This is a genomic window from Micromonospora sp. NBC_01412 (genome assembly GCF_045040215.1).
In the GTDB taxonomy this organism is placed as follows: Bacteria; Actinomycetota; Actinomycetes; order Mycobacteriales; family Micromonosporaceae; genus Micromonospora; species Micromonospora rubida.
This window is the reverse complement of record NZ_CP109528.1, coordinates 2,876,263-2,899,489: the sequence shown is the minus strand read 5'-3', so window position 1 is coordinate 2,899,489 and position 23,227 is coordinate 2,876,263. Positions and strand designations below refer to the sequence as shown.

Below are 23,227 nucleotides of genomic sequence, written 5' to 3'. Positions count from 1 at the left end.
CGAGGGCATCGGGCTGTGTCGCTTCCTTTGGACCGGGACCGGCCAGTCGGCCGTGGCGGGCGGCACCACGGCGGAACCATGAGTCTCCCTGATCCGGCCGGTGAGGGGAAGCCGACGAAGGTGCGCTTCTCAGCGGCCGGGTGCGGGAGGCAGGATAGGCGGGTGCGGTTTTGCTACCACATCCAGAGCCACAGGTCCCCCGAGCAGATGAACCGGCTGGTCCATGCCGTGAAACGGTACAGCCCGGACAGCGTGGTGCACATCAGCCACGACGTCAACGGCCCACCGCTCGACCTCACCGAGCTGCGCTCGCTGCCCGACGTCGTCGTGCAGACGCACGAGGGCGGCTACGGTGATTTCAGTCATGTGGACCGCTACATGGCTGCCGTGGACTGGCTGAACGACGAGGGGGTGCGGGTCGACTGGCTGGTGAACATCACCGGTCAGGACTACCCCCTGCGACCGCTCGGCGAGTGCGAGGCGGAGCTGGTCGACTCGGGCGCGGACGGGTTCATGGAGTACTGGGACGCGTTCGGCCCGGACAGCCACTGGCCGAGCAGCCGGGTCCGGTCCCGTTACCACTTCCAGCACCGCCGGCTGCTCCCGCTCACCCCCCGGGGCAAGAAGCTGCTCCGCCCGATCCAGGCGGTCAACCGGATGCAGCCGCTGGTCCGGGTGCACGTGTCGTACGGGCTGGCGGTGGGCCGCCGGGCCCGCACCCCGTTCGGGCCCGACCTGCGCCTGCACGGCGGGTCGGCGTTCGCCTCGCTGAGCTGGCCCGTGGTGGCGTACCTGCGGGAGTACTTCGACCGGCGGCCGGACGTGGTGTCGTACTTCCGACGCTGCCTCTCCCCGGTGGAGGCCGTCTTCCAGACCATCGTGTGCAGCCCTGGGCGGTTCAACCTGGTGTCGGACTGTAAGCGGTACTTCGACTTCCGGGGCAGCACCTTCAACCACCCGAAGTCGCTGACCGCCGAGGACCTGCCCCGGGCGCTGGCCAGCGGGGCGCACTTCGCCCGCAAGTTCGACTACGAGCGCGCCCCGGAGCTGCTGGACACCCTGGACGCCCACCTGGCCGCCGCCCGCCCCTGAGCCGACCGCCGCTCGTCGACCCCCCGGCCCCGTGCGGGGTCGACGGCAGTCGGGGCGGGGTGCGGCGGGCGGGTCAGCGGTAGTCGTAGCGGCGGCGCAGCGGCCAGGTCAGCGCGCCGACCAGCCGGCGGTGACCCGGGGCGTACTCCCGGCGCCACTTCTCGTCCAGCGCCAGGGTGATCGGGCCGCTGCGCATCCGGATCCGGCCACCGGCGACCGCATGCGATCCGGCCTGCTCGAACTCGTTGTCCCGCAGGAACTCCAGCGGGTCCACGACGCCGGTCACGTCGGCCGTGAGCGCGGCGATCCGGCCCAGCTCGGCGCGCGGGTCGCGGACCAGGTCCTCGTACCGGACGGTCACCCGGGGAACGCCGCGCCGGGCCAGCGCGGCCACCATCGCGTTCACGGTGACCCAGCGCCGGGCGGTCAGCCGGGCCGACCGCTGGTTCATCCGGCCCTTGGCCGAGGTGCCCTCGGGCAGCTCGACCACCTGGCTCCAGGAGTACGCCACCCCGCGCGGGTCGCGCAGCACGTGCACCAGCCGCAGGTCGATCTGCGGGGCCCGGGCCAGGATGTACGCCAGCGAGGGGCGCTTGGTCGAGTCGACCACCACCTTCGCCCCGGACACCTCGGCCACCGCCCGGTAGAGCTTCGTCAGCAGCTCGGTGTAGCGGTCCAGGTCCCGCTGGAACGCCGGGGACATCCGGGAGTTCACGATCAGCGGCAGCTTGCCGGTGGCGTCGACCCGGCGTTGCAACGCCCGCACGTCGGCCACGTCGACCTGGGTCCACCCGCCGTACGCCCGCCGGCCGACCTCGCCCCAGAACGGGCAGGCGTCGAAGTGCTCCCCGCAGGCGCAGCGGAAGTTCCGCTCGACGCCGGACTGCCACAGGTAGAACAGCTCGCCGACGTCGCAGTGCCCGACGAACTGGCCGAGCATCAGGTCGAGCAGGGTCGAGCCACTGCGCGGCATCCCGCAGACGTACAGAACGGTGACCGGCTCGGGGACCGCCCGCGTGCCGCCGCCCCGCGCCGCCTCGGCCGTGTCGGTCATCCGCCATCCTCTCGCCCGGGTTGCTGTCAGCAGGCAGTCTAGGCACGGGACGGCGGAGTGAGGCACTGGCGGAAGGGCCGTAGCCAACCATCCGACAGGTCCGATGATGGTGAGAGCCACTTATGTTTCCGGTCGGGTGGCCGATACATTGTTGCGGCGCCGCGCCGTCCGGTCGACCGCCCCTGTTGGGCGTGTCCCGGGGTGCGGCCGGGGCCGTGGGAGGCGGGTGACGTGGAGTCTGGTGAAGTCATGCTCGTCGGATCCAGCGGCGGGCACCTCGCCCAGCTGGTGGCGCTGCAACCGTGGTACCGCGACCGGGCCCACTCCTGGGTCACGTTCGACACCCCGGACGCCCGGTCGCTGCTCGACGGCGAGGACGTGGTCTGGGCACACCACCCGACCACCCGCAACGTGAAGAACCTGGCCCGCAACATGTGGCTCGCCGTCCGGGTGTTCCGCGGGCGGGACGTCGCCGCGGTGGTCACCACCGGCGCCGGGGTCGCCGTGCCGTTCGTGGTGGTGGCCCGGCTGCGCCGCATCCCCACCGTCTACATCGAGGTGTACGACCGGATCGACACCGCGACGCTGTCGGCCCGGCTGTGCCGGCCGTTCCTCTCCGCGATGCTCGTGCAGTGGGAGGAGCAGCGCCGGCTCTACCCGAAGGCGACCGTGGTGGGGAACCTGCTGTGAGCTCGCCGATCCCCCGCCAGCGCACCAACTCCCCGGCCCGGCGCACCGTGCTGGCCATGGTCGGCACCGACGTGCACCGGTTCGACCGGCTGGTCGAGTGGCTGGAGCGCTGGCACGCCGGCCGCGACGCCCTCGCCCCCGAGGTCCGCCTCGTCGTCCAGCACGGGCGCAGCCGCGCGCCCCGGCTGGCCGACGCGGCCCCGTTCTTGGCCCATGACGAGCTCCAGCGGGCGATGACCGAGGCCGACCTGGTGGTCTGCCACGGCGGGCCGGCCACCATCACCGAGGCACGCCGGCACGGGCACCTGCCGATCGTGGTGCCCCGGGACCCGACCCGGGACGAGCACGTCGACGACCACCAGCAGCTCTTCTCCCGCCGACTCGGCGCGGCCGGGATGGTCCGGCTGGCCGAGTCCGAGGCCGACCTGGTCGCGGCCCTGGACCGGGGGGTGGCCGACCCGAGAACGTACGCGCTGTCGGCCGACCCGGGCCGGCCCGATCCCCGGGTCGCCGCCGCCACGGCGGTGGGTCGGATCGTCGAGGATCTGGTCCGGACCAGCCGGGAGCCGGGGCGGCGCAGGTGGTGGCGGTGAGCGCCCGGGTGCTGTTCGTCGGCGGCCTCGGCCGCAGCGGCTCCACGCTGCTGGAGCTGATCCTCGCCCAGCACCCCGACGTCTGCGCCGTCGGCGAGGTGGTCCACCTGTGGGAGCGGGCCCTCGGCGGCGACGAGCGGTGCGGCTGCGGGGAGCGGTTCACCGCCTGCGACTTCTGGCAACGGGTCGGCGAGCACGCGTTCGGTGGCTGGTCGGCCGTCGACCGCGACGACGTGCTCAGGCTCAAGGCCACCGTCGACCGGACCCGGCACATCCCCCGGCTGGCCAGGGGCGACCTGCCCGCCGCCGAGCTGGCACAGGTGCGCCGCTACGCCGACCTCTACACCCGGATCTACGCCGCCGCGATGGCGGTGACCGGGGCGCAGCTCGTGGTGGACTCCAGCAAGCACGCCTCGACGGCGTTCGCGCTGCGCTGGGCCGACGACCTCGACCTGCGGGTGTTGCACCTGGTCCGGGACAGCCGGGCGGTGGCGTACTCGTGGGCGAAGCAGGTGCGCCGGCCCGAGGTGGTGGACTCCGAGGCGTACATGCCGACCTTCTCGCCGTTCACGGTGAGCAAGCTGTGGACGGCGCAGAACGCCGCGTTCCACCTGCTCGCCACCCGGGCGCCGGTGATCCGGCTGCGCTACGAGGACTTCACCGCCGACCCGCGCGGCACCGTCGCCCGGGTCCGCCGCTTCGCCGGCCTGGCGGACACCCCGGACGCGCTGCGGGTGCTCGACCCGACGCCCACGCCGCTGGTCCGGGCGCACAGCATCGCCGGCAACCCGCTGCGGTTCAACGCGGGGCCGCTGCGGGTCCGTCAGGACGATGCCTGGCGCACGGCCCTGCCCTCGCGCAGCCGGGCGGTGGTGAGCGTCGCGACGCTGCCGCTGCGGCTGCGGTACGGATACGTCGGCCTCGGCCGCCCGGGCTCCACGGAGGCACCATGACCGAGTCGTTGAACGCACACCCGTCGGTGACTGCGGTGGTCCCCACCCGGGACCGCCCCGAGCTGCTGCGCAAGGCCCTCGACGCGATCCTCGGCCAGGACCACCCGGGCCCGGTCGACGTGGTGGTCGTCTACGACCAGTCCGAGCCGGACCGCTCGCTGGCCGACGACCCCCGGGTCACGGTGCTGGTCAACGAGCGCACCCCGGGCCTGGCCGGCGCCCGTAACACCGGCATCCTGGCCGCCACGGGCGACCTGGTGGCGTTCTGTGACGACGACGACGAGTGGCTGGCCGGCAAGCTCGCCGCGCAGGTGGCCGCGCTGTGCGCCGCCCCGGACGGGGCGTTCGTGAGCTGTGGCATCCGGGTCGACTACGACGGCCGTCCCCCGGTCGACCGGGTGCTCTCGGTGGACCGGGTGCCGCTGGCCGCCCTGCTGCGGGACCGGCACACCGAGCTGCACCCGTCGACGTTCCTGATCCGCCGGGACGCGCTGCTCGACGGGATCGGGCTGGTCGACGAGGAGATCCCGGGCAGCTACGCGGAGGACTACGAGTTCCTGCTCCGGGCCGCCCGGCATGCCCCGCTGGTGAACGTCGTCGAGCCGTACGTGACGGTGCGATGGCACAAGCAGTCGTACTTCGCCCAGCGCTGGGAGACCATCGCCACGGCGTTGCAGTGGCTGCTCGGCCGGTACCCGGAGTTCGCCACCGTGCCGGCCGGCGAGGCCAGGGTCAGCGGGCAGATCGCCTTCGCCCAGGCGGCGATGGGCAACCGGGGCGAGGCGGTCCGCTGGGCCCGGCGAACGCTGTCCCGAAACCCCCGGGAGCCGCGCGCGTACCTGGCCCTCGCCGTGGCCAGCCGGGCCGTCGACCCCGACCGCGTCCTGCGTACGCTGCACAAACGCGGCCGGGGGATCTGAGCGTCAGGAGGCGGCGCACCAGGCCCGCCACGCGTCCCGGCTCGGCGTGTCGGTGAGCCGGAAGTCGCCGCCGGCGACCTGGTAGTCGTAGTAGGCCACCCACAGCGGGCGCTGGTCGTCGAGGTACCGGCTCATCGCCCGGATCCAGCCGGCCCGCCCGGTGCCGCTGTCCCCGGAGATCCGGACGCTGCCGGTCTCGGCGAGCCCCCACGGCTTTCCCAGCGCCTTCGACTTGGCGATCATCGGGGTGAAGACCTGCGCCGGGTCGGTGTACCGGTTGAACTTGCCGCCGCTGTTGTAGCAGTCCCAGCCGAGCACGTCGATCGCGTCGCCGCCCGGCCAGTAGTCCTCGAAGGTGCGGTGCGAGCTCGGGTTGAGCGTCCAGCACATCAGGATCAGGGTGGCCCGCAGCCGGGCGTTGCCGGCCCGGTCGGCGAGGCCGGCGAGCCGCTGCCACGCGGCCCGGTACTGCGCGGCGGTGTACGAGCCCCGGGCGATGTCGTCCTCCGGCTCGTGGAAGTACGACCAGTAGACGTCCAGGTTGTGGGGGACGGAGCGGAACCAGGCGGCGAGCCGGGAGTCGTGCCGGCCGGCGGCCACCTCGCCGGGCGGTGCCTTGAAGGAGACCACCACGGTCCGGTCGGCGGCGTCGGCGCGGCTGCCGGACCAGGCCGGCGGCAGGCCGGGGTAGAAGACCCGGACCATGCGCAGCGGGCCGTAGCTGCGGTCGGACCGGGCCAGCCCGGCGGCGAAGCTCTCCCCGCTCTGAAGGTGGATGCTCGCCCCCGGGAGGGTGTTCCGGCCGCCCGGGAACCCGCCGGACTCCGTCCCGCCGCTGACGCCCGGGCTCGGCGAGGCGGCTCTCGGGCTGCTGCCGAAGCCCTCGTTCCCGCCCGGCGTCGGCCGGGCGCCGGGGGCGGCCGGGCCGAGGCCGGCGCCCTCGGACGCGGCGTCGGTGACCGTCGGGGCCGGCCGCCCGGGCAGGTCCCCGTTGGTGGCCAGGGCGACCGTGGTGCCCAGCGCCACCGCGCCGGCGGCCACCGGGAGCAGCAGCCACCGGCTGAGCCGGCGGCGCGGGCCGCCGGGTTCGGTCGGGGCAGCGGGCAGGACGGGTGCGGTGGTGGGGCCGGGGCTCATGACCCTCCTCGGGTCGGCGGTGTCGATGGGACCGGGCGGGGGCACCACGACCGCGCCCGCCGGGCGGCGGCGGTTCCGCCGGTCAAAGGTGACGGTCGATGGCCGCCAGCAGGGACTCGGCGTGTTCCGGGCGGCAGACCAGCAGGTCGGGCAGGCGCGGGTCGTCCCGGTTGTAGCGCAGCGGCGAGCCGTCGATCCGGGACGTGTGCATGCCGGCACCCAGGGCGACCGCGACCGGGGCCGCCGAGTCCCACTCGTACTGGCCCCCGGCGTGCACGTACGCGTCGACCTCGCCGGTCACTACCGCGCAGACCTTCACCCCGGCCGAGCCCATCGGCACCGCCCGGGCGCCGATGCCCTCGACCAGTTCGCCCACGAACGCGGGCGGCCGGCTGCGGCTCACCGCGATCCGCAGCGGCCCGGCCACGGCGGCCACGGCGGGCTCGGCGGTGCCCAGGACCAGCGGCGTGCCGTCCGGCGCGGTACGGGCCGGCATGCCGACCGCGCCGGCCACCAGCGCGCCGTCCGGGCCGGCCGAGCGCTGCCAGAGCGCCACGTGCACCGCCCAGTCGTCGCGCCCGGACTCGGAGAACTCGCGGGTGCCGTCGAGCGGGTCGATGATCCACACCCGGTCCGCCTCCAGCCGTGCGGGACGGGCCCCGGCGGCCGGGTCGCCCGCCCAGGCGCGCCGGCTGTCGGCCTGCTCCTCGGAGAGCACCGCATCGGCGGGCCGCCACCGGGCCAGGGCGGTCGACATCAGGTCGTGGGAGACCTTGTCGCCGGCGTCCTTGAGCGCCGCCGGGTCGGCGAAGCCCTGCTCCGCGCGCAGCGCGGTCAGCGCCCTGCCGGCCGCGCCGGCCAGCCACTGTGCGAAGGCCTGGTCGTCGAGCCGACCCGTACCGTCCTCGGTCACGTGAATCTCACCACTCCTCCGGTGCCGGTGCCGGTGCCGTCCGTCGGCACCGCGCGGACGCCCATCCTTCGGCGGTCGCGGGGACGCGGCCAGGGACCGGTCCGATAATCGACACCTGAGTGTCGCGCACCTCCGGCCGCTTCCGCGTCGGCCGTTCCGCCGTCCGTCCGTTGCCCGCATGTTGAACTTGGCGTGTATGCCGGTCGGACCGCCGGGGCCAGGCCCTAGGCTCGTCCGCATGACCGCCGAGCAGCTGATCTCCTTCGCCCGTGGGGCTCCCTCGCTGGACATCGTCGATGTCGAGGGGCTCAAGGCCGCCGCCGTCCGCGCCTTTGACGCCGACCCTGCCGGGGTCACGGCCTACGGCACCTCCGTCGGCTACCCGCCCCTGCGGAAGTGGATCGCCGAGAAGCACGGCGTCGAGGCCGACCAGGTGCTGGTGACCAACGGTTCGCTCCAGGCCGACGCGTTCCTGTTCGACCACCTGGTCCGCCCCGGCGACGCGGTGGTGGTCGAGCGCCCGACGTACGACCGGACGCTGCTCAACCTCCAGCGGATGGGCGGCGAGATCCACGGCGTGACGATCCAGCCGGACGGCCTGGACATCGCCGAGCTGCGCAAGCTGCTGGAGTCCGGGGTCCGCCCGAAGCTCGCGCACGTCATCCCGAACTACCAGAACCCGGCCGGGGTCACCCTGTCGCTGGAGAAGCGGCGGGAGCTGCTCGACCTGGCGGCCGAGCACGGCTTCATCATCTTCGAGGACGACCCGTACGCCGACATCCGGTTCCGGGGCGAGCCGCTGCCGTCGATGCTCTCGATGGACACCCGGGGCGTGGTGGTGCACGCCTCCAGCTTCACCAAGACGGTCTGCCCGGGGGTGCGGGTCGGCTACCTGATCGGGGCGGCGGACCTGATCGCCGACATCGCGAAGAAGGCGACCAGCCTCTACATCTCGCCCGGCATGGTGTCCGAGGCGATCGTGCACCAGTTCTGCGTCTCCGGCGACATCACCCGCTCGATCGAGACGGTCAGCACCGCGCTGGGCGAGCGGGCCGGGGTGCTCGCCGAGTCGCTGCGCCGGCACCTTCCCGAGGCGCGGTTCGTGGAGCCGGACGGCGGTTACTTCCTCTGGGTGGAGCTGCCGGAGGACGTGCTGGTGGACCGGCTCGCCCCGGCGGCGGCCGAGCGGGGCGTGGCGGTGGTCAAGGGTAGCGACTTCGTGCTCGACGGCGGGCAGCACGCGCTGCGGCTGGCGTTCTCGGCGGTCACTGCGGATCAGATCGACGAGGGTGTTCGTCGTCTCGCGGAGGCGGTGGCGGCCGTCCGAGGCTGACCTTCTGTCAAATTCCTGACAGAAGGGCGGTGCTGGCCGGGTCGGGTCTCCCGCCCGGCCGGTTCGCGGCCCACAATGCTGCGAGCACCACTCACGTCGCCCGGCCGACCTGCCCCGATGCGGGCCTCGGCCACCCGACCGGTGGTGCGCGCAGCACAACCCCCGCCCCCAAGGGCGCCGGGTGGGCCGTGCCGTCCCTCACCCCCCTGACGCGGCACGGCCCGCCCCGGCGCCGTCCCCACTCCGCGCGCCCGGGGACAGCCGCCCGACTCCGCGCCCGGGGCACCTGGCGGCCACCCGCTGAGGCGGCGGCCGACGCCGGCCGGTCCGCGCCGGGCGCGGGCGTACCCTGCAACCCGCGACGGCATGCGGCTGCCGCGACAGCGTGGGGAGGGGGTCGCCATGTCAGACCGGGCGGAGCGGAGCCGGGCCACGTCGCCGGACGGCGGGCGGGCGATCAAGCCACGGGCCTGGGCCCCGGTGCGGGCGATGACCCGGATCCTCAACGCCGACGACAGCCAGCGAGCCCCCGAGCCGGTCGGGCCGGGGCGCAGCGCGGTGATGGACTGCGGGCTCTACGTCGACGGCAGGCGGCAGCCCGGTGAGCGGCACTACGCGGAGGCGCTGGCCACGGCCCGCCGCGAGCGCGGGTTCGTCTGGGTCGGCCTGCACGAGCCCGACCTGGCCGAGATGTCCGCGATCGCCGATACCTTCGGCCTGCACGAGCTGGCCGTCGAGGACGCGGTCAAGGCCCAGCAGCGGCCCAAGCTCGAACGCTTCGGCGAGGTCACCTTCCTGGTGCTGCGCACCGCCCGGTACTGCGAGCACGACGAGCTGACCGAGAACTCGGAGGTCGTCGAGACCGGGCAGGTGATGCTGTTCATCGGCCCGAACTTCGTGATCAGCGTCCGACACGGGGACGCCTGCCGGCTCGCTCCGGTCCGCGCCGACCTGGAGGCCAGGCACGAGCTGCTGGAGCACGGCCCCTGGGCCGTCGCGTACGCGATCACCGACCGGGTGGTCGACCTCTACCTGGAGGTGGCCGACCGGTTGGAGGACGACCTGGACGTGCTGGAGGCCGACGTCTTCGACCGGCAGAGCAGCGGCCGGATCCAGCGGATCTACCAGATGAAGCGGGAGCTGGTCGAGTTCAAGCGGGCGGTGGCGCCGCTGCAACGGCCGTTGATGACCCTCACCGCCCAGGTCAACCGGGAGGTCCCGCAGGAGGTGCGGCGCTACTTCCGGGACGTGCAGGACCACCTGAGCCGCACCGTCGAACAGGTCAACTCGTACGACGACCTGCTCAACTCGATCCTCCAGGCGCGGCTGGCCCAGGTCACGGTCGACCAGAACAACGACATGCGCAAGATCGCTGCGTGGGCCGGCATCGCCGCGGTCTGGACCGCGATCGCCGGCATCTACGGCATGAACTTCGCGAACATGCCGGAGCTGAAGATGACGTACGGCTACCCGGTCGTGCTCGCGCTGATGCTGGTCGTCTCGCTGGCCCTGTACCGCTGGTTCCGCCGCAACGGCTGGCTCTGAGCCGACGCCCGACGCCCGTCCCCCGACGCCCGTCGACACCGCCCGGCGCCCGTCACCCGAGGCCCGTAGACACCGCCCGACGCCCGTCGACACCACCCGTCACCCGGCCCGGCCTGCCGGCCTGGCCCGGCTGCGTGGCCAGGCGTCCGGAGGGCCCGGAACGCCCGAGGCGCGGGACGACGGGGTCGTCTCCGCGCCGCGGGCGATGGCACGAGGGTCAGCGACGGCCGCCGGACCGCGCGGTGTTCTCCTTGCCGAGGGCCGTGGTGAGGTCGTCGGCCGGCCGGCCGGAGACGTCCCGGGCGCCCTCGGCGACCGAGGGCACCTTGTCGTTCGGGTGGATCACCGGCTGGGTGCCGAGGGTGCTGGTGGAGGCGCTGTCGCCGCCGGCCACCGCCGAGCTGCCGGACATGGTGGACGAGTCGGTCACCTTCGCGCCGTTCGCCGAGGGGGTCTCCACGACCAGGGTGTCCACCTCGTCGCGCGCCGGCTCCAGGGTGCGGGCCGGGGCGTACTCGGTCCACTCCTGCTGCTCCCGGCGGCGGCGCATGGCCATCGCGCCGGCCAGGCCGGCGACGGTGCCGGCGGCCAGCAGGCCGGCCATCATCCCGCGCGACGACTTCTTCTGCTTCTTCCGCGTGACCTTCAGGTTCTTCGCCTTGACCTTCTTGCTCAGCGCGGCCTGCCGCCCGGCGGCGGCCTTCTTGCCGGCGACGGCCTTGCCGGCGGCCTCGGCCTGCGCGTTGCGGACGGCCAGGGCCAGCGGCGCGAGGGCCGCGACCGTCGACGCGACACCGCTCGACGCCCGGTCCCGCACCACCAGGGCGGTCGGCGCGACTGCGCCCCGGGCAGCCTGGACCCGCGGGCCGACCGTGGCGCCGGCACCCTTCGCGGCGTGAGTGGCGGCCTGCCTCAGGTGACCGATGCCCTGGTTCAGCTCGACCTTGGCCAGCTGCCCCTGGGTCTTGCGTCGCCCGATTCCAAACACGGTCCCACCTCCTGGGAGTTGTTCCTTCGTCATCCTCCACCTTCGGATGCCTCCGCACTGCCAGATCGGGCACATGGGAGGATCCGCATGGAACTGACCAACGAGTGAGGAGTACCCGTGGCCGACGCTCTCTACGCCACCTTGCACACCAACGCTGGCCCGATCCGGCTGGAGCTCTTCCCCAATCACGCTCCGAAGACGGTCCGCAACTTCGTGGACCTGGCCGAGGGCAACAAGGAATACACCGACCCGCGTACGGGTCAGCCGGGCAGCGGGCCGTACTACGACGGCACGATCTCGCACCGGGTGATCAGCGGCTTCATGATCCAGATGGGCGACCCGACCGGCACCGGTCGTGGTGGCCCGGGCTACAAGTTCGGTGACGAGTTTCACCCCGAGCTGAGCTTCGACCGGCCCTACCTGCTCGCCATGGCGAACGCCGGACCGGGCACCAACGGCTCGCAGTTCTTCATCACCGTCGCGCCGACCTCGCACCTGACCCACCGGCACACCATCTTCGGCCAGGTGGCCGACGAGGCGTCGGTGAAGGTCGTCGACTCGATCGCCAGCACCCCGACCGGCCCGAGTGACCGCCCGCTCTCCGACGTGGTCATCGAGCGGGTCGAGATCGAGCGCCCCCCGGCCTGACCGGGACGCGATGTACCTTTGCTCGCATGACTGAGCGCCCCGCCGGCACCGGGAGGCAGCGGCCGTGAGTGAGTCCCCACCGACCACCCCGGTCTGTTACCGGCACCCCGGCCGGGAGACGTACGTCCGGTGCACCCGCTGTGACCGGCCGATCTGCCCGGACTGCATGCGGGACGCCTCGGTCGGGCACCAGTGCCCCGAGTGCGTGGGCGAGGGACGCCGTAGCGTGCGGCCGACGCGTACCGCCTTCGGCGGCGGTACCGTCGGCCGCTACGGCTACGTCACGAAGATTCTGATCGCGCTGAACGTGCTGCTCATGGTCCTGTCCATCGCCTCCGACCGGGGCGGGGACGCGGTGGCGGGCGGCTCCGGCTTCGGCGGCCTGATGGGCGGCAGCACGCCGCTGACCGACTGGGGCTCGGTGCTCGGCCAGGCCCTCTTCGCCGACGGCAGCGTGCACGGGATCGCCCAGGGCGAGTGGTACCGGCTGGTCACCGCGATGTTCCTGCACTACGGCGTGATCCACCTGCTGCTGAACATGTGGGCGCTGTGGGTGCTCGGCCGGTCGCTGGAGGCCAACCTCGGGCCGCTGCGCTTCCTCTCCCTCTACCTGGTCGCCGGGCTCGGCGGGAACGTGGCCGCCTACCTGTTCAGCGCCGAGAACACCACCACGGCCGGGGCGTCCACCGCGGTCTTCGGCCTGTTCGCCGCGTTGATCGTGATCGAACGCCGGATGGGTCGGGACATCTCCTCGGTGCTCCCGGTCCTGGTGATCAACCTGGTCTTCACCCTGACCGTGCCGGGCATCTCCATCCCCGGCCACCTCGGTGGGCTGGTGACCGGCGGGGTGATGGCCCTGCTGCTGGCGTACGCGCCCCGGTCCCGGCGCGGGCTGTTCCAGGCCGTCGGCGCCGGGCTGTTGCTGGTGGCGCTGATCGGGCTCGCGGTCGTCCGCACGGCGATGCTCACGGGCTGACCCCCGACGCGGCCTGGCCCGAAGCGTGGCGTCAGGGGGTTTCGCGGTGGGCGGCGCGCAGCGCCTCGGCCACCTCGTCGGGCGGGGCGTCCAGGTCGTACCGGCCGAACAGGTGCAGCGAGTCGCCCGCGTCGATCTCCAGGATCTCGGCGGACAGCCCCATCCGGGATCGACGGTCCACGGTGATGGCCTCGACGGCGTCCCAGGGGAGCCGGCGCCGGCCGGCGAGGCCCCGGACCACCGTGATCCCCGCCGGGTCGACGGCGAGCCGCACCGGCACCAGCAGGTCGCGCGCCGCCCACCCAGCCAGCCCGACGGCGCCCGCCGCGGCCAGCACCAGCCGCATCCGGTCGCCCTCGGCGAAGAGCAGCCCGAGCCCGACCAGCGCGGCCGCGCCGATCAGCTTGACCACCGGCACCAAGGCCGGCACCCGCCACTGCCGCTGCACCGCCGACGACTCCGGGCTCCGCTCTGGCCGCATGCGTACAGCATGCCCTGCCGGGACCGCTTCGACCTGCCCCCACCGGCCGCAACGGGGGACGGCCGGCCGGGACAGGACGTAGTATCGAGGCCCGCCAAGTTACCGGGGAGTAAACATGAGTGACGCGGTCATCGTCGGTGCGGTACGGACCCCGGTCGGGCGGCGCAAGGGCAGCCTGGCCGCCGTGCATCCGGTCGACCTCTCGGCCCATGTGCTGCGCGCCCTGGCCGAGCGCACCGGGATCGACCCCGAGCTGGTCGACGACGTCGTCTGGGGCTGCGTGTCCCAGGTCGGCGAGCAGTCGTGGAACGTCGCCCGCAACGGCGTGCTCGCCGCCGGCTGGCCGGAGTCGGTGCCCGGCACCACGCTGGACCGGCAGTGCGGGTCCAGCCAGCAGGCCCTGCACTTCGCCGCCGCCGCCGTCGCGTCCGGCCAGGCCGAGCTGGTGGTGGCCGGCGGCGTCGAGTCGATGACCCGGGTGCCGATGGGCTCCAGCGTCGGCGACGCCGCACCGTTCAGCGACCAGATCCGCGACCGCTACCGGGGGGTCGAGGGCTTCGCCGAAGACTCCCCGCTGCCGTTCAACCAGGGCGTCGGCGCCGAGCTGATCGCCGCCCGCTGGCGCTTCTCCCGCGCCCAACTCGACGAGTTCGCCCTGGCCAGCCACGAGAAGGCCGCCGCCGCCCAGGACGCCGGGGCGTTCGATCCCGAGCTGGCACCGGTGGCCCTGCCCGACGGCGGCAGGTTCGCCGCCGACGAGGGCATCCGCCGGGACACCACGCTGGCGAAGCTCGGCGAGCTGAAGACCCCGTTCCGGTCCGACGGCGTGGTCACCGCCGGTTCGGCGTCCCAGATCTCCGACGGCGCTGCCGCGCTCGCCGTCACCACCTCCGAGTGGGCCGGTCGGCACGGCCTGCGCCCGTTGGCCCGGGTGCACACCGCCGTGGTCGCCGCCGACGACCCGGTCGTCATGCTCACCGCCCCCATCCCGGCCACCGCGAAGGCGCTGCGTCGCGCGGGGCTGGGCATCGAGGAGATCGGCGTGTACGAGGTGAACGAGGCGTTCGCCCCGGTCCCGCTGGCCTGGCTGGCCGAGACGGAGGCGGACCCGGAGCGGTTGAACCCGCGCGGGGGCGCGATCGCCCTGGGCCATCCGCTCGGCGCCTCCGGGGCCCGGATCATGACCACGATGCTTCAGCACATGCGGGACAACGGCATCCGCTACGGCCTGCAGACCATGTGCGAGGGCGGCGGCATGGCCAACGCCACCATCGTCGAGTTGCTCTGACCGTCCCCGCCGGTCGAAGGTTCCCCGCCCACCGGGCCTCCCGGTCGGCACCGGGCGGGGAGCCTTCCGTCCCGTCCCGGCTGGGCGGCGGGAAAATTCCTCGCCCCGCGCCGGCGCGGCCCCTAGTCTGCCCACCGTGACCGCCTCTCCGACGCAGCCCGCCGACTGGTCCGACCAGCGGTGGCAGGACCTGGCCCACGCCTGGGTTGCCGACCACCTCGGCAGGGCCGGCCGCCGGATCACCGGCCCGGTCCAGGCCCGGCTCCGGCCCTGGTCGCTGGTCTGGCGGCTGCCCACCGACGCCGGCCCGTACTGGTTCAAGGCCAACAACGCCGGCACCCGCTTCGAGGCGGGACTGCTCGGCGCGCTGGCCCGGATCTCCCCGGGGCGCGTCCCCGAGCCGGTGGCGGTGGACGCCGAGCGGGGCTGGACGCTGCTGCCCGACGGCGGGGAGACCCTGCGGGACGCGCTGGCCCGGGACCGCGACCCGGCCGCCTGGGAACCCGTCCTGACCGGGTACGCCGCGCTTCAGCGCGCGACCGTGCCGCGGGCCGGTGAACTGCTGGCCCTCGGCGTGCCGGACCACCGCCCGGAGGCGATGCCGGGCCTGCTCGCCGGGCTGCTCGACGACCGCGATGCGATGCGCGTCGGTGCCCCGGACGGCCTGACCCCGCAGACGCACGAGCGGCTGCGGGCGTTCGTGCCGGAGTTCGAGGCGCGCTGCCGCCGGCTCGCCTCGTTCGGCGTACCGGCCGTCGTGCAGCACGACGACCTGCACGACGGCAACATCTTCGCGGCCGACCACCGCGTCTTCGACTGGGGCGACGCCTCGCTGGCCCATCCCTTCGGCACCCTCCTGGTGACGCTGAACTCGGTCGCGGGCACCTTCGAGCTGCCGGCCGGCGACCCGGTGCTGGCCCGGCTGCGGGACGCGTACCTCGACGCCTGGACCGACCGGCACGACCGGGCCGACCTGCGGGCGGCGGCGGCCCTCGCGGTCACCGTGGCCAAGGTCAGCCGGTCGCTGTCCTGGCGGCGGGCCCTGTCCACCCCGGACCCGGCCCGCGCCGAATACGCCGAGGCGGTCCCCGGCTGGCTCGCCGAGCTGTTCGAGCCCGACATGCTGTAGCCGGGACCGGTCGGACAGGCTGCGGCGGGGAGTGTGGCACCCGTCATGGCGGCGCCGGTGCGCCCCGGGCGAGGCTGCCCGCATGGACACGGCACGGTGGTACCGGGCGTTCGGCGAGCGCGAGGCCCGGGGCGAGTCCCCCACGTACGAGCGGCTGGCCCTCGCCGTCGCCGCTGACCCCGGGCTGATCGCCCTCCTCGACGGCCTACCCGAACCGAAGCGGCAGCCCAACCTGCTCTTCGGTGCCGTACGCCACCTCGGTGGCCCGGTCGACGACCCGGCGGCGTTCCGGCGCTGGACGGCCGACCACTGGGCCGAGGTGGCAGCGACCGTGCGGGCCCGGCGGACCCAGACCAACGAGGCCGCCCGGTGCGCCGTGCTGCTGCCGCTGCTGGCCCGGCTGCCGCAGCCCCTGGCCCTGTTGGAGGTCGGCGCGTCCGCCGGCCTCTGCCTGTACCCCGATGCCTACCGGTACCGCTACGTCCGCCCCGGGGCGGAGGACCACCTGGTCGGCCCGGACGCGAGCCCGGTACGGCTCACCTGCGCGGTGACGGGTGACGTCGCGCTGCCCGAACGGGTGCCGGAGGTGGTGTGGCGGGCCGGGCTCGACCTGAACCCGCTGGACGTCACCGACCCGGACGACCTGGGCTGGCTCACCGCCCTGGTCTGGCCCGAGCAGCACGGGCGGCGGGACCGGCTGACCGCCGCCGCCCGGGTCGCCCGCGCCGACCCGCCCCTGCTGCGGCGGGGGGACCTGCTCGCGGACCTGCCGGCGCTGGCCGCCGCCGCGCCGCCGGAGGCCACCCTCGTGGTGTTCCACAGCGCCGTCCTGGCGTACGTGCCGCCCGTGGCCCGCACCGGGTTCACCCGGACCGTCGCCGGGCTGCCCGGGCACTGGATCGCCAACGAGGCGGCCGGGGTGCTGCCGGCGCCCGCCGGCACCGCCGCGCCGCCGCCCGCCGACGCCACCCGCTTCCTGCTCTCCCTCGACGGCCGTCCGGTCGCCTGGGCCGGTCCGCACGGGCAGTCCCTGCATGGGCTCACCGGCTGAGCCGCCGTCCGAACTCGACAAAGTCGTCGGGGGCCCGGAACAATCGGGGTGCCGACGCTGCGCGAGGACCGTTCGGGTCCGCCCGCCGGCTCGTTTTCTGCACGGGGAAAGATCGGGGACACGTGACGAACAGCTTCTCTGCGCCCGCGTTCGGGCGCGGCGTCCGGCGGGCCCTGGCCGCCACGGCCGCCACGGTTCTCGGCGCGGGCATCGCCCTCGCCGGGGTCACCGGCCCGGCCGCCGCGGCGGGCTACACCGGCCCGCACCCGGGCGCGTTCACCGGCCAGGGCTTCGACACCTGCGCCGCGCCGTCGAGCGCCACCATGAAGGCGTGGCTCGCCTCGCCGTACCGGGCGCTCGGGATCTACATCGGCGGGGTCAACCGGGGCTGCGCGCAGGCCAACCTGACGAAGGCGTGGGTGACCACCCAGGCGGCGGCGGGCTGGCGGTTCTTCCCGCTGTACGTCGGTCTCCAGGCGCCGTGCTCGACGTACAGCCGGACCATCGACCCGGCGCAGGCGGCGGCCCAGGGCCGCGCGGCGGCGGACGACGCGGCGACCCGGGCCGGTGACCTCGGGCTGGCCCGGGACAGCACCGTCTTCTACGACATGGAGACGTACCCGACCGGCGACGCGGCGTGCACGGCGGCGGTCAACGCCTTCGTCAGCGCCTGGACCATGCGGCTGCACGACCACGGCTACCTCTCCGGCCTCTACGGCAAGATGACCACCGGCGCCGTGACCGACCAGGTCGACGCCTACCGGCAGCCGACCCACGCCAGCCCGGACTACCTGGACTTCGCCCGCTGGGACGGCGTGGCCACGGTGACGGATCCGGGCCTGCCGGAGTCGCACTGGGCGCCGAAGCGGCGGATGAAGCAGTACCAGGGCGACCACCATGAGACCTGGGGCGGGGTCACCCTCAACATCGACAGTGACTACCTCGATCTGGCCCCGCTGCCGAGCACCGGCTTCGCCGACTTCACCGGCAACGGCTGGGCGGACGTGGCGTACCGGGAGCCGTCCACCACCCAGCTGCACGTCTACGGCGGCAACGGCACCACGCTCCGGGGCCGGGTGACCATCAGCGCCGGCTGGAACGGGCTGGACGCGATCGTGCGGGCCGGGAACTTCGACCGGGCCGGCGGTGAGGACCTCCTCGCGCGCGAGAAGTCGACCGGATACCTGTGGCTCTACCCGGGGACCGGGTCCGGCATCACCACCCGGATCAGGGTGGGCTCGGGCTGGAACGCCTTCAAGGAGATCACCCCGGTCGGGGACCTCGACGGCGACGGCAACCAGGACATCGTGGCGGTCCAGACGGCCACCGGCGCGCTCTATTTCTACCCGGGCCGGGGCGGCACGTTCGGCGCCCGGGTCCTGCTCGCTGCCGACGGCTGGAACGAGGTGGACGAGCTGGCCGGCGGGGCGGACCTCACCGGCGACGGCCGGCCGGACCTGCTCGCCCGGGAGATCAGCACCGGCGATCTCCGGCTCTACCCGGGCGCGGGGGCCGGCCTCGGCGCGCCCCTGACGGCCGGCTCCGGCTGGGGTGGCATGCGGGACCTGGTGCAGACCGGAGACTTCGACCGGGACGGCCGGCCGGACCTCGTCGCCGTGGAGACCTCGACGGGCAACCTGCTCCGCTATGTCTGGGACGGCACGGCCTGGTTGCCGCCGATCCGCCTCGGCTCCGGCTTCGGGGCCATGCAGCCGCTGCTCTGAGCGGCGGCCGGTCGGGTGCCGCCGCCGGTGCCCGACCGGCCACCCGGGCCCGCCGATTCCGCACAGCCGGTGCGACGCCGGCGGGTGGTAGTTCCGCAAGCCGGCCGTGACCCATATCACGGCGCTGCCTGCCGTCGTTGGGAAGGGCATGGACGTCTTCTCCCGAACGTTCCTGCCCGCCGCCGCCGACACCGGGCTGGCGGCGCAGACCGTCAGCCGGCACATGCCGATCTTCCGCCGCTGCGTCGGCGAGGGCGACGCCACCATCCTGGTGACCCGGTGCAGCGGGCCGCGACGCCCGGTCGACGAGTACCTCCTGCTGTTGACCCACCGGCGCCTCGTCGTCATCCGGCAGACCAGGGTGCTGCACCGCCTGTGCCTGCACCTCAACGCCGAACTGCGCGAGCTGAGCGACGTCACGTGGAGCCCGGACCCCCGGCTGCCCGCGGTCGAGCTGGCCGCCACCGCCATCGACGGCGTCCGGGAGCGGTTCGTCATCCGGCCCCAGCACCCGAGGCAGGTGTGGCAGCTCGACACCGTGCTGCACCACGCGTTCCGGACCCGGCTCCGGACGGCCCGGGAGCGGATCGTGGCCACCATCGGCGACGCCCCGGCCGCCGCCCGTCCCACCGCGTTGCGGCCCGTGGTGGCCCGCTGAGCGGTTCCTTGCCCGATGCGAACACGGCCCGGGGCGCCCCGGGCGTCGAGGTTCGGCAATCATGGGCCGGTGACCGTCGACCCGACCCGCCGCATGCGGAGCTGCTGACCTCCGCAGCTGCCCGGGACGGCGCCACCGCCCACCTCGCCCTGATCAGATAGGCGGGAGGGCGTAACCGACGTAGCCCCGCCAGGTGAGCGCCCAGCCGGTCGGCACGAGCTTCACGCAGGCCGCCCGGCTGCCGGTGCAGACGATCGCGTCCGTCGAGGCGGGTGCGGCCGGCGGGCGGTCCGGCAGCACCGACTCCAGCGCCACCAGCTCGGGCGGGCGGCCGTCGGCGTCGCGCAGCAGCAGCCACCACGGGTATTCCCAGTTGTCGTTCTGCTGCACCAGCCCGATCCGCCGGGCACCGGACGCCCGCACCGCGTCGGCGGCCACCCGGAACTCGTCCGCCCACTGCGGCCGGCGCAGGAAGCGGGCGTCCCACTCGGAGGTGGTGAAGACCGATCCGGCGCCGACCAGCCGGCGCGGGAAGCCGTACGACAGGGCGAGCACCCCGGCCAGCGCGGAGGTGGCCAGCACCGTGGCCGCCAGGCCGGCGGCCACCGACCGTCGGCCCGGCGCGAGCCGGCGGCGGAACAGCGCGTCCAGCCACAGGCCGGCCAGCGGGGCCGCGAGGATCAGGGCGTACAGCAGCAGCCGGTTCCCCCACGGCTGCCATTTGATCATCGCCGTGTGCAGCAGGACGGCGGCGACCACCACGACGGCGTACGCCCGCAGCGCCCCGGCCGTGCCCGGGGCGACCCGGGCCGGCCGGGCCAGCGCCAGCACCGCCCCGACCAGGGCGAGCGCGCCGGCCAGCGGGAACGCCACCCGGTCCTCGTCCGGGTACCAGGCCGGCACCGGGAAGACCTCCCGGCCGAAGGTGATGGCCCGGTCCTGCGGGTCCACCCCGATCGCGCGGGCCCCCTCCATGATCGCTTCGGCCGTGCCGGCGCGGACCGGGGCGAGCGGCGTGTCCAGCGCGGTGTGCCCGATGCGCAGCGCGTTCACCAGGACAGACGCCGGGTCGTGCCGCTCCATCGGGATCGACTCGCGCAGCCGGGGCGGGCCCAGCGGGTGACCGAACTCCGCCTGCACCCGGGCCAGGAACGGCCCGACCACGGCCAGGGCGACCAGCAGCACCAGCAGTGATCCGGCCGCAGTCCGGGCCACCCCGGCCGCCCGGGACGGTCCCGCCCGGGTACCCGTGACGCCGCCGCGCGGCGGCGTCACGGTCGTGGCCGCCGGGTGGCCTCCGCCCTCGACCGCCCCCGCACCGCCGGCCGCACCGACCCCGACCAGCACCGGTCGGCCCAGGGCGCCGCCGGCCGCCCGCCCCGGGTCGCCCCGGTACGCCAGCCGGAGCTGGCCGATGCCCCAGAGCAGCAGCAGCGGGCCGACCCCGATCAGCCCGCTGGTCTTCGTCACCGCAGTCAGCCCGGTCGCCGCGCCGAGCAGCAGCAGCGTGCCGGCCCCGGCCCGCCGGCGCAGCCCGTCCACCGCCAGGGTCGCCACGCAGGCCACCCAGGCGGCGCAGACCAGGTCGGTCTGGGTGCTGGTCGCCTGGAGCGCCACCATGGGGGTGGTGGCCAGCACGAACGCGGTGAGTAGCTGGGCCCGTCGGCCCCCGCCGAGCTGGGCGGCGATCCGGGCGGCGGCCAGCAGGCAGCCCACCCCGGCGGCCCACTGGACCAGGTTGTGCAGCGCGTCGCCGCCGGTGAACAGCCGCAGGTGCAGCAGCAGGTACTCCGCGCCGGGCGGGATTGTCACCTGCCGGTGGATCGCGGTGGGCCAGAACTCCAGGCCACGCTGGGCCACCCAGTGCTCCACCTTGGGCAGGTGGTAGGTCTGCGAGTCGAAGTTGTTGGGCGCGGCCAGCAGCGCGATCAGCAGCTCCACCAGGACCAGCCCGCCGACCGTGCCGGCCAGCAGCCGCTCGCCCCGCCCCGCCGTACGCCACCGGCCGGCCAGCCGGGCGAGGCCGGCGCGGGCGGCGGCGGCCGGGTCCCCCGACGCGCCGTCGCGGCGGCGTCGCCAGACTGCGGCCCCGGCGGCGGCGGTGAGGAAGATCAGCCAGGCGACCGCGAAGGCGGGCAGGGTCAGCAGGCGCAGCGCCCCGAGCAGCTCCACCGCCAGCACCGCGAACGCGCCGGTGACCACGGCGGCCCGGACCGCTGCCAGGCGCAACGGGGCGATCGCGTCGGTCCCGCGGGGCCGCAGCGCCACGGTGAGCGACAGGACGGCGGCGAATGGGGCCGCCACGAGCAGGGAGCCGGCTGCCGACATGGCGCGAAGTAAACACCATCTGGCTGGGTGTGCCGCGCTCGACGCCCGGCGGTGGTGCACCCCGTCGCGCTGACCTGCCAGGCTAGGCTGGGGCCGACGTGTCGCCGCCACCGTGGAGATTCCCGTGAAGCTCTCGATCCTGATGCCGGTCTACAACGAGGAAGAACGCGTCGCGGATGCCCTCAAGCAGGCGTTGGCGGTCGACTACCCGTGCGAGATCGAGATGGTCGTGGTCGACGACGGCAGCCGCGACGGCACCGGCGAGATCCTCGGCCGGGCCGACGACGCTCGGCTGCGGGTGATCACCCACCAGCGCAACGCTGGCAAGGGCGCGGCCATCAAGACGGCGGTCGACAATGCCGACGGCGAGTACATGGTCATCCTTGACGCCGACCTGGAGTACGACCCGCAGGACATCCCCAAGCTGCTCGACCCGGTGCTCGACGGCCGCGCCACGGTGGTCTACGGCAACCGCACCTTCGGCAGCCACAGCGCGTACAGCTTCTGGTACGTGATGGGCAACAAGGGCGTCACCATGGCGGCCAACGTGCTGTTCAACTCGTACATCGGCGACCTGGAGACCTGCTTCAAGCTGATGCCGGTCGCCCTCTACCGATCCCTCGACGTCCGCTCCCGGGGCTTCGGCATGGAGGCCGAGGTGACCGGCAAGCTGCTGCGCCGGCGCATCCGCCCGTACGAGGTGCCGATCAGCTACCGGGCGCGGGGCCGCGAGGAGGGCAAGAAGATCACCTGGAAGGACGGCGTCGAGGCGATCTGGATCCTCGGCCGGGAGCGCACCCGCCGCCGTCCCGTCGACACCCCGCGGCGCTGACCCGGGTCAGCGCCCCGCTTCGAGGAAGGCGCTGACCGACCGGCGCAGGCCCGCCGCGTCCAGCCCGTGCCAGCGGGTGTGGTCGGCTGCGGAGCCGTACCGCCGCAGCTCCTCCCGGCCCACGCCGAGCGACAGCAGCCGGTGCGGCCGGTCCGCCAGGGCGTCACCGACCAGCCGGGCGGACGTCCCGGCCAGGTAGGGCTCCACCAGGATCACCTCGGCCCCCGCCAGGGCCCGCAGCCCGGCCGAGTCGAACGGTCGCGGCCGGTGGGTGTACGCCACCGTCACCCCCAGATCGGCGACCGCCGTCACCGCCGCGTCCAGCGCCGGCCCGACCGCCACCAGCAGCGGTGCGCCCGGCCCCGCGTCCCGCACCACGGCGAGCGAACCGTCCGTGCCGCGCGGCCGGTCGTTGCCCAGCGTCGACAGCCGCAGGTACGCCGGACCGTCGCCGGCCACCGCAGCGCGCAGCAGGGCGGGCACCTCGCCGGCGTGCCCCGGCACGTGCACGGTCCAGCCGGCCAGGGTGTCGATCAACGCGACGTCGGCCGGGGACCAGTGGGTCTGCCCGGCGGCGGCCCGGTCGTACGACGCGCCGATGCCGACCAGCACAGCGCTCACGCCCTGGTGGTCCAGGTCCAGCTTGATCTGCTCGTACGCCCGATCGACGAGGAACGGGGCGTAGCTGTGCACGATCGGCCGCAGCCCGGTCAGCGCGAGCCCGCCGGCCACCCCCATCATCAGCTGCTCCCGGATGCCCACGTTGAGCACCCGGTCGGGGTGCCGCCCGGCGGCCGGGGCGAAGGACGCGGCCGAGATGTCGGCGAGCACCAGCGCGGTGCGCGGCTGCTCGGCCAGCAGTGCCGTGGTCGTGTCGACGAAGGCGTCCCGCAT

General features: G+C 74.4%; 22 protein-coding genes. 15 read left to right on the top strand and 7 right to left on the bottom strand.

The genetic code is table 11. The features are described 5' to 3' along the window. Positions 1-228: 228 nt before the first annotated feature. Positions 229-1,092, top strand: a complete 864-nt coding sequence (locus OG617_RS13245) for a hypothetical protein (protein WP_405101710.1) — start codon at positions 229-231, stop codon at positions 1,090-1,092. A gap of 73 nt (positions 1,093-1,165) precedes the next feature. Here the strand turns inward: OG617_RS13245 and OG617_RS13240 are convergent, their stop codons facing one another. Continuing rightward, positions 1,166-2,146, bottom strand: coding sequence for a sulfotransferase (locus tag OG617_RS13240; RefSeq protein ID WP_405101708.1), 981 nt, complete (start codon positions 2,144-2,146; stop codon positions 1,166-1,168). 249 nt (positions 2,147-2,395) lie between these two features. Between OG617_RS13240 and OG617_RS13235 the strand changes: the two genes are divergently transcribed. From OG617_RS13235 to OG617_RS13220, 4 genes are read left to right on the top strand one after another with little or no spacing between them, the layout of a single operon-like run. Further along, positions 2,396-2,836 carry a UDP-N-acetylglucosamine--LPS N-acetylglucosamine transferase gene (locus OG617_RS13235; protein ID WP_387022801.1) on the top strand — a complete coding sequence of 147 codons (441 nt, stop codon included), beginning with the start codon at positions 2,396-2,398 and terminating at the stop codon, positions 2,834-2,836. A gap of 56 nt (positions 2,837-2,892) precedes the next feature. After that, on the top strand, positions 2,893-3,429 hold the full coding sequence (locus OG617_RS13230) for a glycosyltransferase (RefSeq protein ID WP_405103670.1): 537 nt from the start codon (positions 2,893-2,895) through the stop codon (positions 3,427-3,429). Then, positions 3,417-4,382 carry a sulfotransferase family protein gene (locus tag OG617_RS13225; protein ID WP_405101706.1) on the top strand — a complete coding sequence of 322 codons (966 nt, stop codon included), beginning with the start codon at positions 3,417-3,419 and terminating at the stop codon, positions 4,380-4,382. Before OG617_RS13230 ends, OG617_RS13225 begins: the two co-directional genes overlap by 13 nt. After that, positions 4,379-5,302 carry a glycosyltransferase family 2 protein gene (locus OG617_RS13220; RefSeq protein ID WP_405101704.1) on the top strand — a complete coding sequence of 308 codons (924 nt, stop codon included), beginning with the start codon at positions 4,379-4,381 and terminating at the stop codon, positions 5,300-5,302. The genes OG617_RS13225 and OG617_RS13220 overlap by 4 nt, the downstream gene beginning before the upstream one ends. A gap of 3 nt (positions 5,303-5,305) precedes the next feature. Here OG617_RS13220 and OG617_RS13215 read toward each other — a convergent pair whose 3' ends face one another. Together OG617_RS13215 and OG617_RS13210 are read right to left on the bottom strand one after the other, a co-directional pair. Continuing rightward, positions 5,306-6,439, bottom strand: a complete 1,134-nt coding sequence (locus tag OG617_RS13215) for a hypothetical protein (RefSeq protein ID WP_405101702.1) — start codon at positions 6,437-6,439, stop codon at positions 5,306-5,308. Positions 6,440-6,521: 82 nt separating this feature from the next. Further along, positions 6,522-7,352 (bottom strand): 3'(2'),5'-bisphosphate nucleotidase CysQ, encoded by an 831-nt coding sequence (locus tag OG617_RS13210; protein WP_405101700.1) that lies wholly within the window; start codon positions 7,350-7,352, stop codon positions 6,522-6,524. 238 nt (positions 7,353-7,590) lie between these two features. Here OG617_RS13210 and OG617_RS13205 point away from each other — a divergent pair, with 238 nt between their 5' ends. Further along, entirely contained in the window at positions 7,591-8,685 is a 1,095-nt protein-coding gene (locus OG617_RS13205) for a PLP-dependent aminotransferase family protein (RefSeq protein WP_405101698.1), read from the top strand. A gap of 402 nt (positions 8,686-9,087) precedes the next feature. After that, a complete protein-coding gene (gene corA, locus OG617_RS13200; RefSeq protein WP_405101696.1) occupies positions 9,088-10,230 on the top strand; it encodes a magnesium/cobalt transporter CorA in 1,143 nt (380 codons plus the stop codon). A gap of 217 nt (positions 10,231-10,447) precedes the next feature. Here corA and OG617_RS13195 read toward each other — a convergent pair whose 3' ends face one another. After that, positions 10,448-11,251, bottom strand: coding sequence for a hypothetical protein (locus OG617_RS13195; RefSeq protein ID WP_405101694.1), 804 nt, complete (start codon positions 11,249-11,251; stop codon positions 10,448-10,450). A gap of 84 nt (positions 11,252-11,335) precedes the next feature. On the opposite strand from OG617_RS13195, the gene OG617_RS13190 reads away from it, so the two are divergent. Then, positions 11,336-11,866, top strand: a complete 531-nt coding sequence (locus tag OG617_RS13190) for a peptidylprolyl isomerase (protein WP_396676792.1) — start codon at positions 11,336-11,338, stop codon at positions 11,864-11,866. Between the two features lie 64 nt (positions 11,867-11,930). Further along, positions 11,931-12,842, top strand: a complete 912-nt coding sequence (locus tag OG617_RS13185; RefSeq protein ID WP_405101691.1) for a rhomboid family intramembrane serine protease — start codon at positions 11,931-11,933, stop codon at positions 12,840-12,842. Positions 12,843-12,873: 31 nt separating this feature from the next. Here the strand turns inward: OG617_RS13185 and OG617_RS13180 are convergent, their stop codons facing one another. Beyond that, on the bottom strand, positions 12,874-13,323 hold the full coding sequence (locus tag OG617_RS13180) for a PH domain-containing protein (RefSeq protein WP_405101689.1): 450 nt from the start codon (positions 13,321-13,323) through the stop codon (positions 12,874-12,876). Between the two features lie 115 nt (positions 13,324-13,438). Here OG617_RS13180 and OG617_RS13175 point away from each other — a divergent pair, with 115 nt between their 5' ends. The 5 genes from OG617_RS13175 (at position 13,439) to OG617_RS13155 (ending at position 19,173) form a co-directional block, all read left to right on the top strand. Further along, positions 13,439-14,611, top strand: coding sequence for a thiolase family protein (locus OG617_RS13175; protein ID WP_405101687.1), 1,173 nt, complete (start codon positions 13,439-13,441; stop codon positions 14,609-14,611). Positions 14,612-14,747: 136 nt separating this feature from the next. After that, entirely contained in the window at positions 14,748-15,740 is a 993-nt protein-coding gene (locus OG617_RS13170) for an aminoglycoside phosphotransferase family protein (protein ID WP_405101685.1), read from the top strand. A gap of 82 nt (positions 15,741-15,822) precedes the next feature. Beyond that, complete coding sequence (locus OG617_RS13165) at positions 15,823-16,791, top strand: DUF2332 domain-containing protein (RefSeq protein WP_405101683.1); 969 nt, start codon at positions 15,823-15,825, stop codon at positions 16,789-16,791. 122 nt (positions 16,792-16,913) lie between these two features. Then, a complete protein-coding gene (locus tag OG617_RS13160) occupies positions 16,914-18,515 on the top strand; it encodes a glycoside hydrolase domain-containing protein (RefSeq protein WP_405101681.1) in 1,602 nt (533 codons plus the stop codon). A gap of 148 nt (positions 18,516-18,663) precedes the next feature. Next, a complete protein-coding gene (locus tag OG617_RS13155; protein ID WP_405101679.1) occupies positions 18,664-19,173 on the top strand; it encodes a hypothetical protein in 510 nt (169 codons plus the stop codon). A 153-nt stretch (positions 19,174-19,326) separates the two neighbouring features. Here OG617_RS13155 and OG617_RS13150 read toward each other — a convergent pair whose 3' ends face one another. Beyond that, positions 19,327-21,501 (bottom strand): hypothetical protein, encoded by a 2,175-nt coding sequence (locus OG617_RS13150; protein ID WP_405101677.1) that lies wholly within the window; start codon positions 21,499-21,501, stop codon positions 19,327-19,329. A gap of 124 nt (positions 21,502-21,625) precedes the next feature. Here OG617_RS13150 and OG617_RS13145 point away from each other — a divergent pair, with 124 nt between their 5' ends. Further along, a complete protein-coding gene (locus OG617_RS13145) occupies positions 21,626-22,333 on the top strand; it encodes a glycosyltransferase family 2 protein (protein ID WP_405101675.1) in 708 nt (235 codons plus the stop codon). Between the two features lie 6 nt (positions 22,334-22,339). Here the strand turns inward: OG617_RS13145 and OG617_RS13140 are convergent, their stop codons facing one another. Next, on the bottom strand, positions 22,340-23,227 hold the full coding sequence (locus tag OG617_RS13140) for a transketolase family protein (protein WP_405103668.1): 888 nt from the start codon (positions 23,225-23,227) through the stop codon (positions 22,340-22,342).

Excerpts from the sequence above, each read along its gene's own strand:
- OG617_RS13175 (WP_405101687.1), top strand. The coding sequence starts at position 13,439 with ATGAGTGACGCGGTCATCGTCGGTGCGGTACGGACCCCGGTCGGGCGG.
- OG617_RS13155 (WP_405101679.1), top strand. The coding sequence starts at position 18,664 with ATGGACGTCTTCTCCCGAACGTTCCTGCCCGCCGCCGCCGACACCGGG.
- OG617_RS13235 (WP_387022801.1), top strand. The coding sequence starts at position 2,396 with ATGCTCGTCGGATCCAGCGGCGGGCACCTCGCCCAGCTGGTGGCGCTG.
- OG617_RS13230 (WP_405103670.1), top strand. The coding sequence starts at position 2,893 with ATGGTCGGCACCGACGTGCACCGGTTCGACCGGCTGGTCGAGTGGCTG.
- OG617_RS13150 (WP_405101677.1), bottom strand. The coding sequence starts at position 21,501 with ATGTCGGCAGCCGGCTCCCTGCTCGTGGCGGCCCCATTCGCCGCCGTC.
- OG617_RS13140 (WP_405103668.1), bottom strand. The coding sequence starts at position 23,227 with ATGCGGGACGCCTTCGTCGACACGACCACGGCACTGCTGGCCGAGCAG.
- OG617_RS13205 (WP_405101698.1), top strand. The coding sequence starts at position 7,591 with ATGACCGCCGAGCAGCTGATCTCCTTCGCCCGTGGGGCTCCCTCGCTG.
- OG617_RS13195 (WP_405101694.1), bottom strand. The coding sequence starts at position 11,251 with ATGACGAAGGAACAACTCCCAGGAGGTGGGACCGTGTTTGGAATCGGG.
- OG617_RS13220 (WP_405101704.1), top strand. The coding sequence starts at position 4,379 with ATGACCGAGTCGTTGAACGCACACCCGTCGGTGACTGCGGTGGTCCCC.
- corA (WP_405101696.1), top strand. The coding sequence starts at position 9,088 with ATGTCAGACCGGGCGGAGCGGAGCCGGGCCACGTCGCCGGACGGCGGG.
- OG617_RS13240 (WP_405101708.1), bottom strand. The coding sequence starts at position 2,146 with ATGACCGACACGGCCGAGGCGGCGCGGGGCGGCGGCACGCGGGCGGTC.
- OG617_RS13215 (WP_405101702.1), bottom strand. The coding sequence starts at position 6,439 with ATGAGCCCCGGCCCCACCACCGCACCCGTCCTGCCCGCTGCCCCGACC.
- OG617_RS13165 (WP_405101683.1), top strand. The coding sequence starts at position 15,823 with ATGGACACGGCACGGTGGTACCGGGCGTTCGGCGAGCGCGAGGCCCGG.
- OG617_RS13180 (WP_405101689.1), bottom strand. The coding sequence starts at position 13,323 with ATGCGGCCAGAGCGGAGCCCGGAGTCGTCGGCGGTGCAGCGGCAGTGG.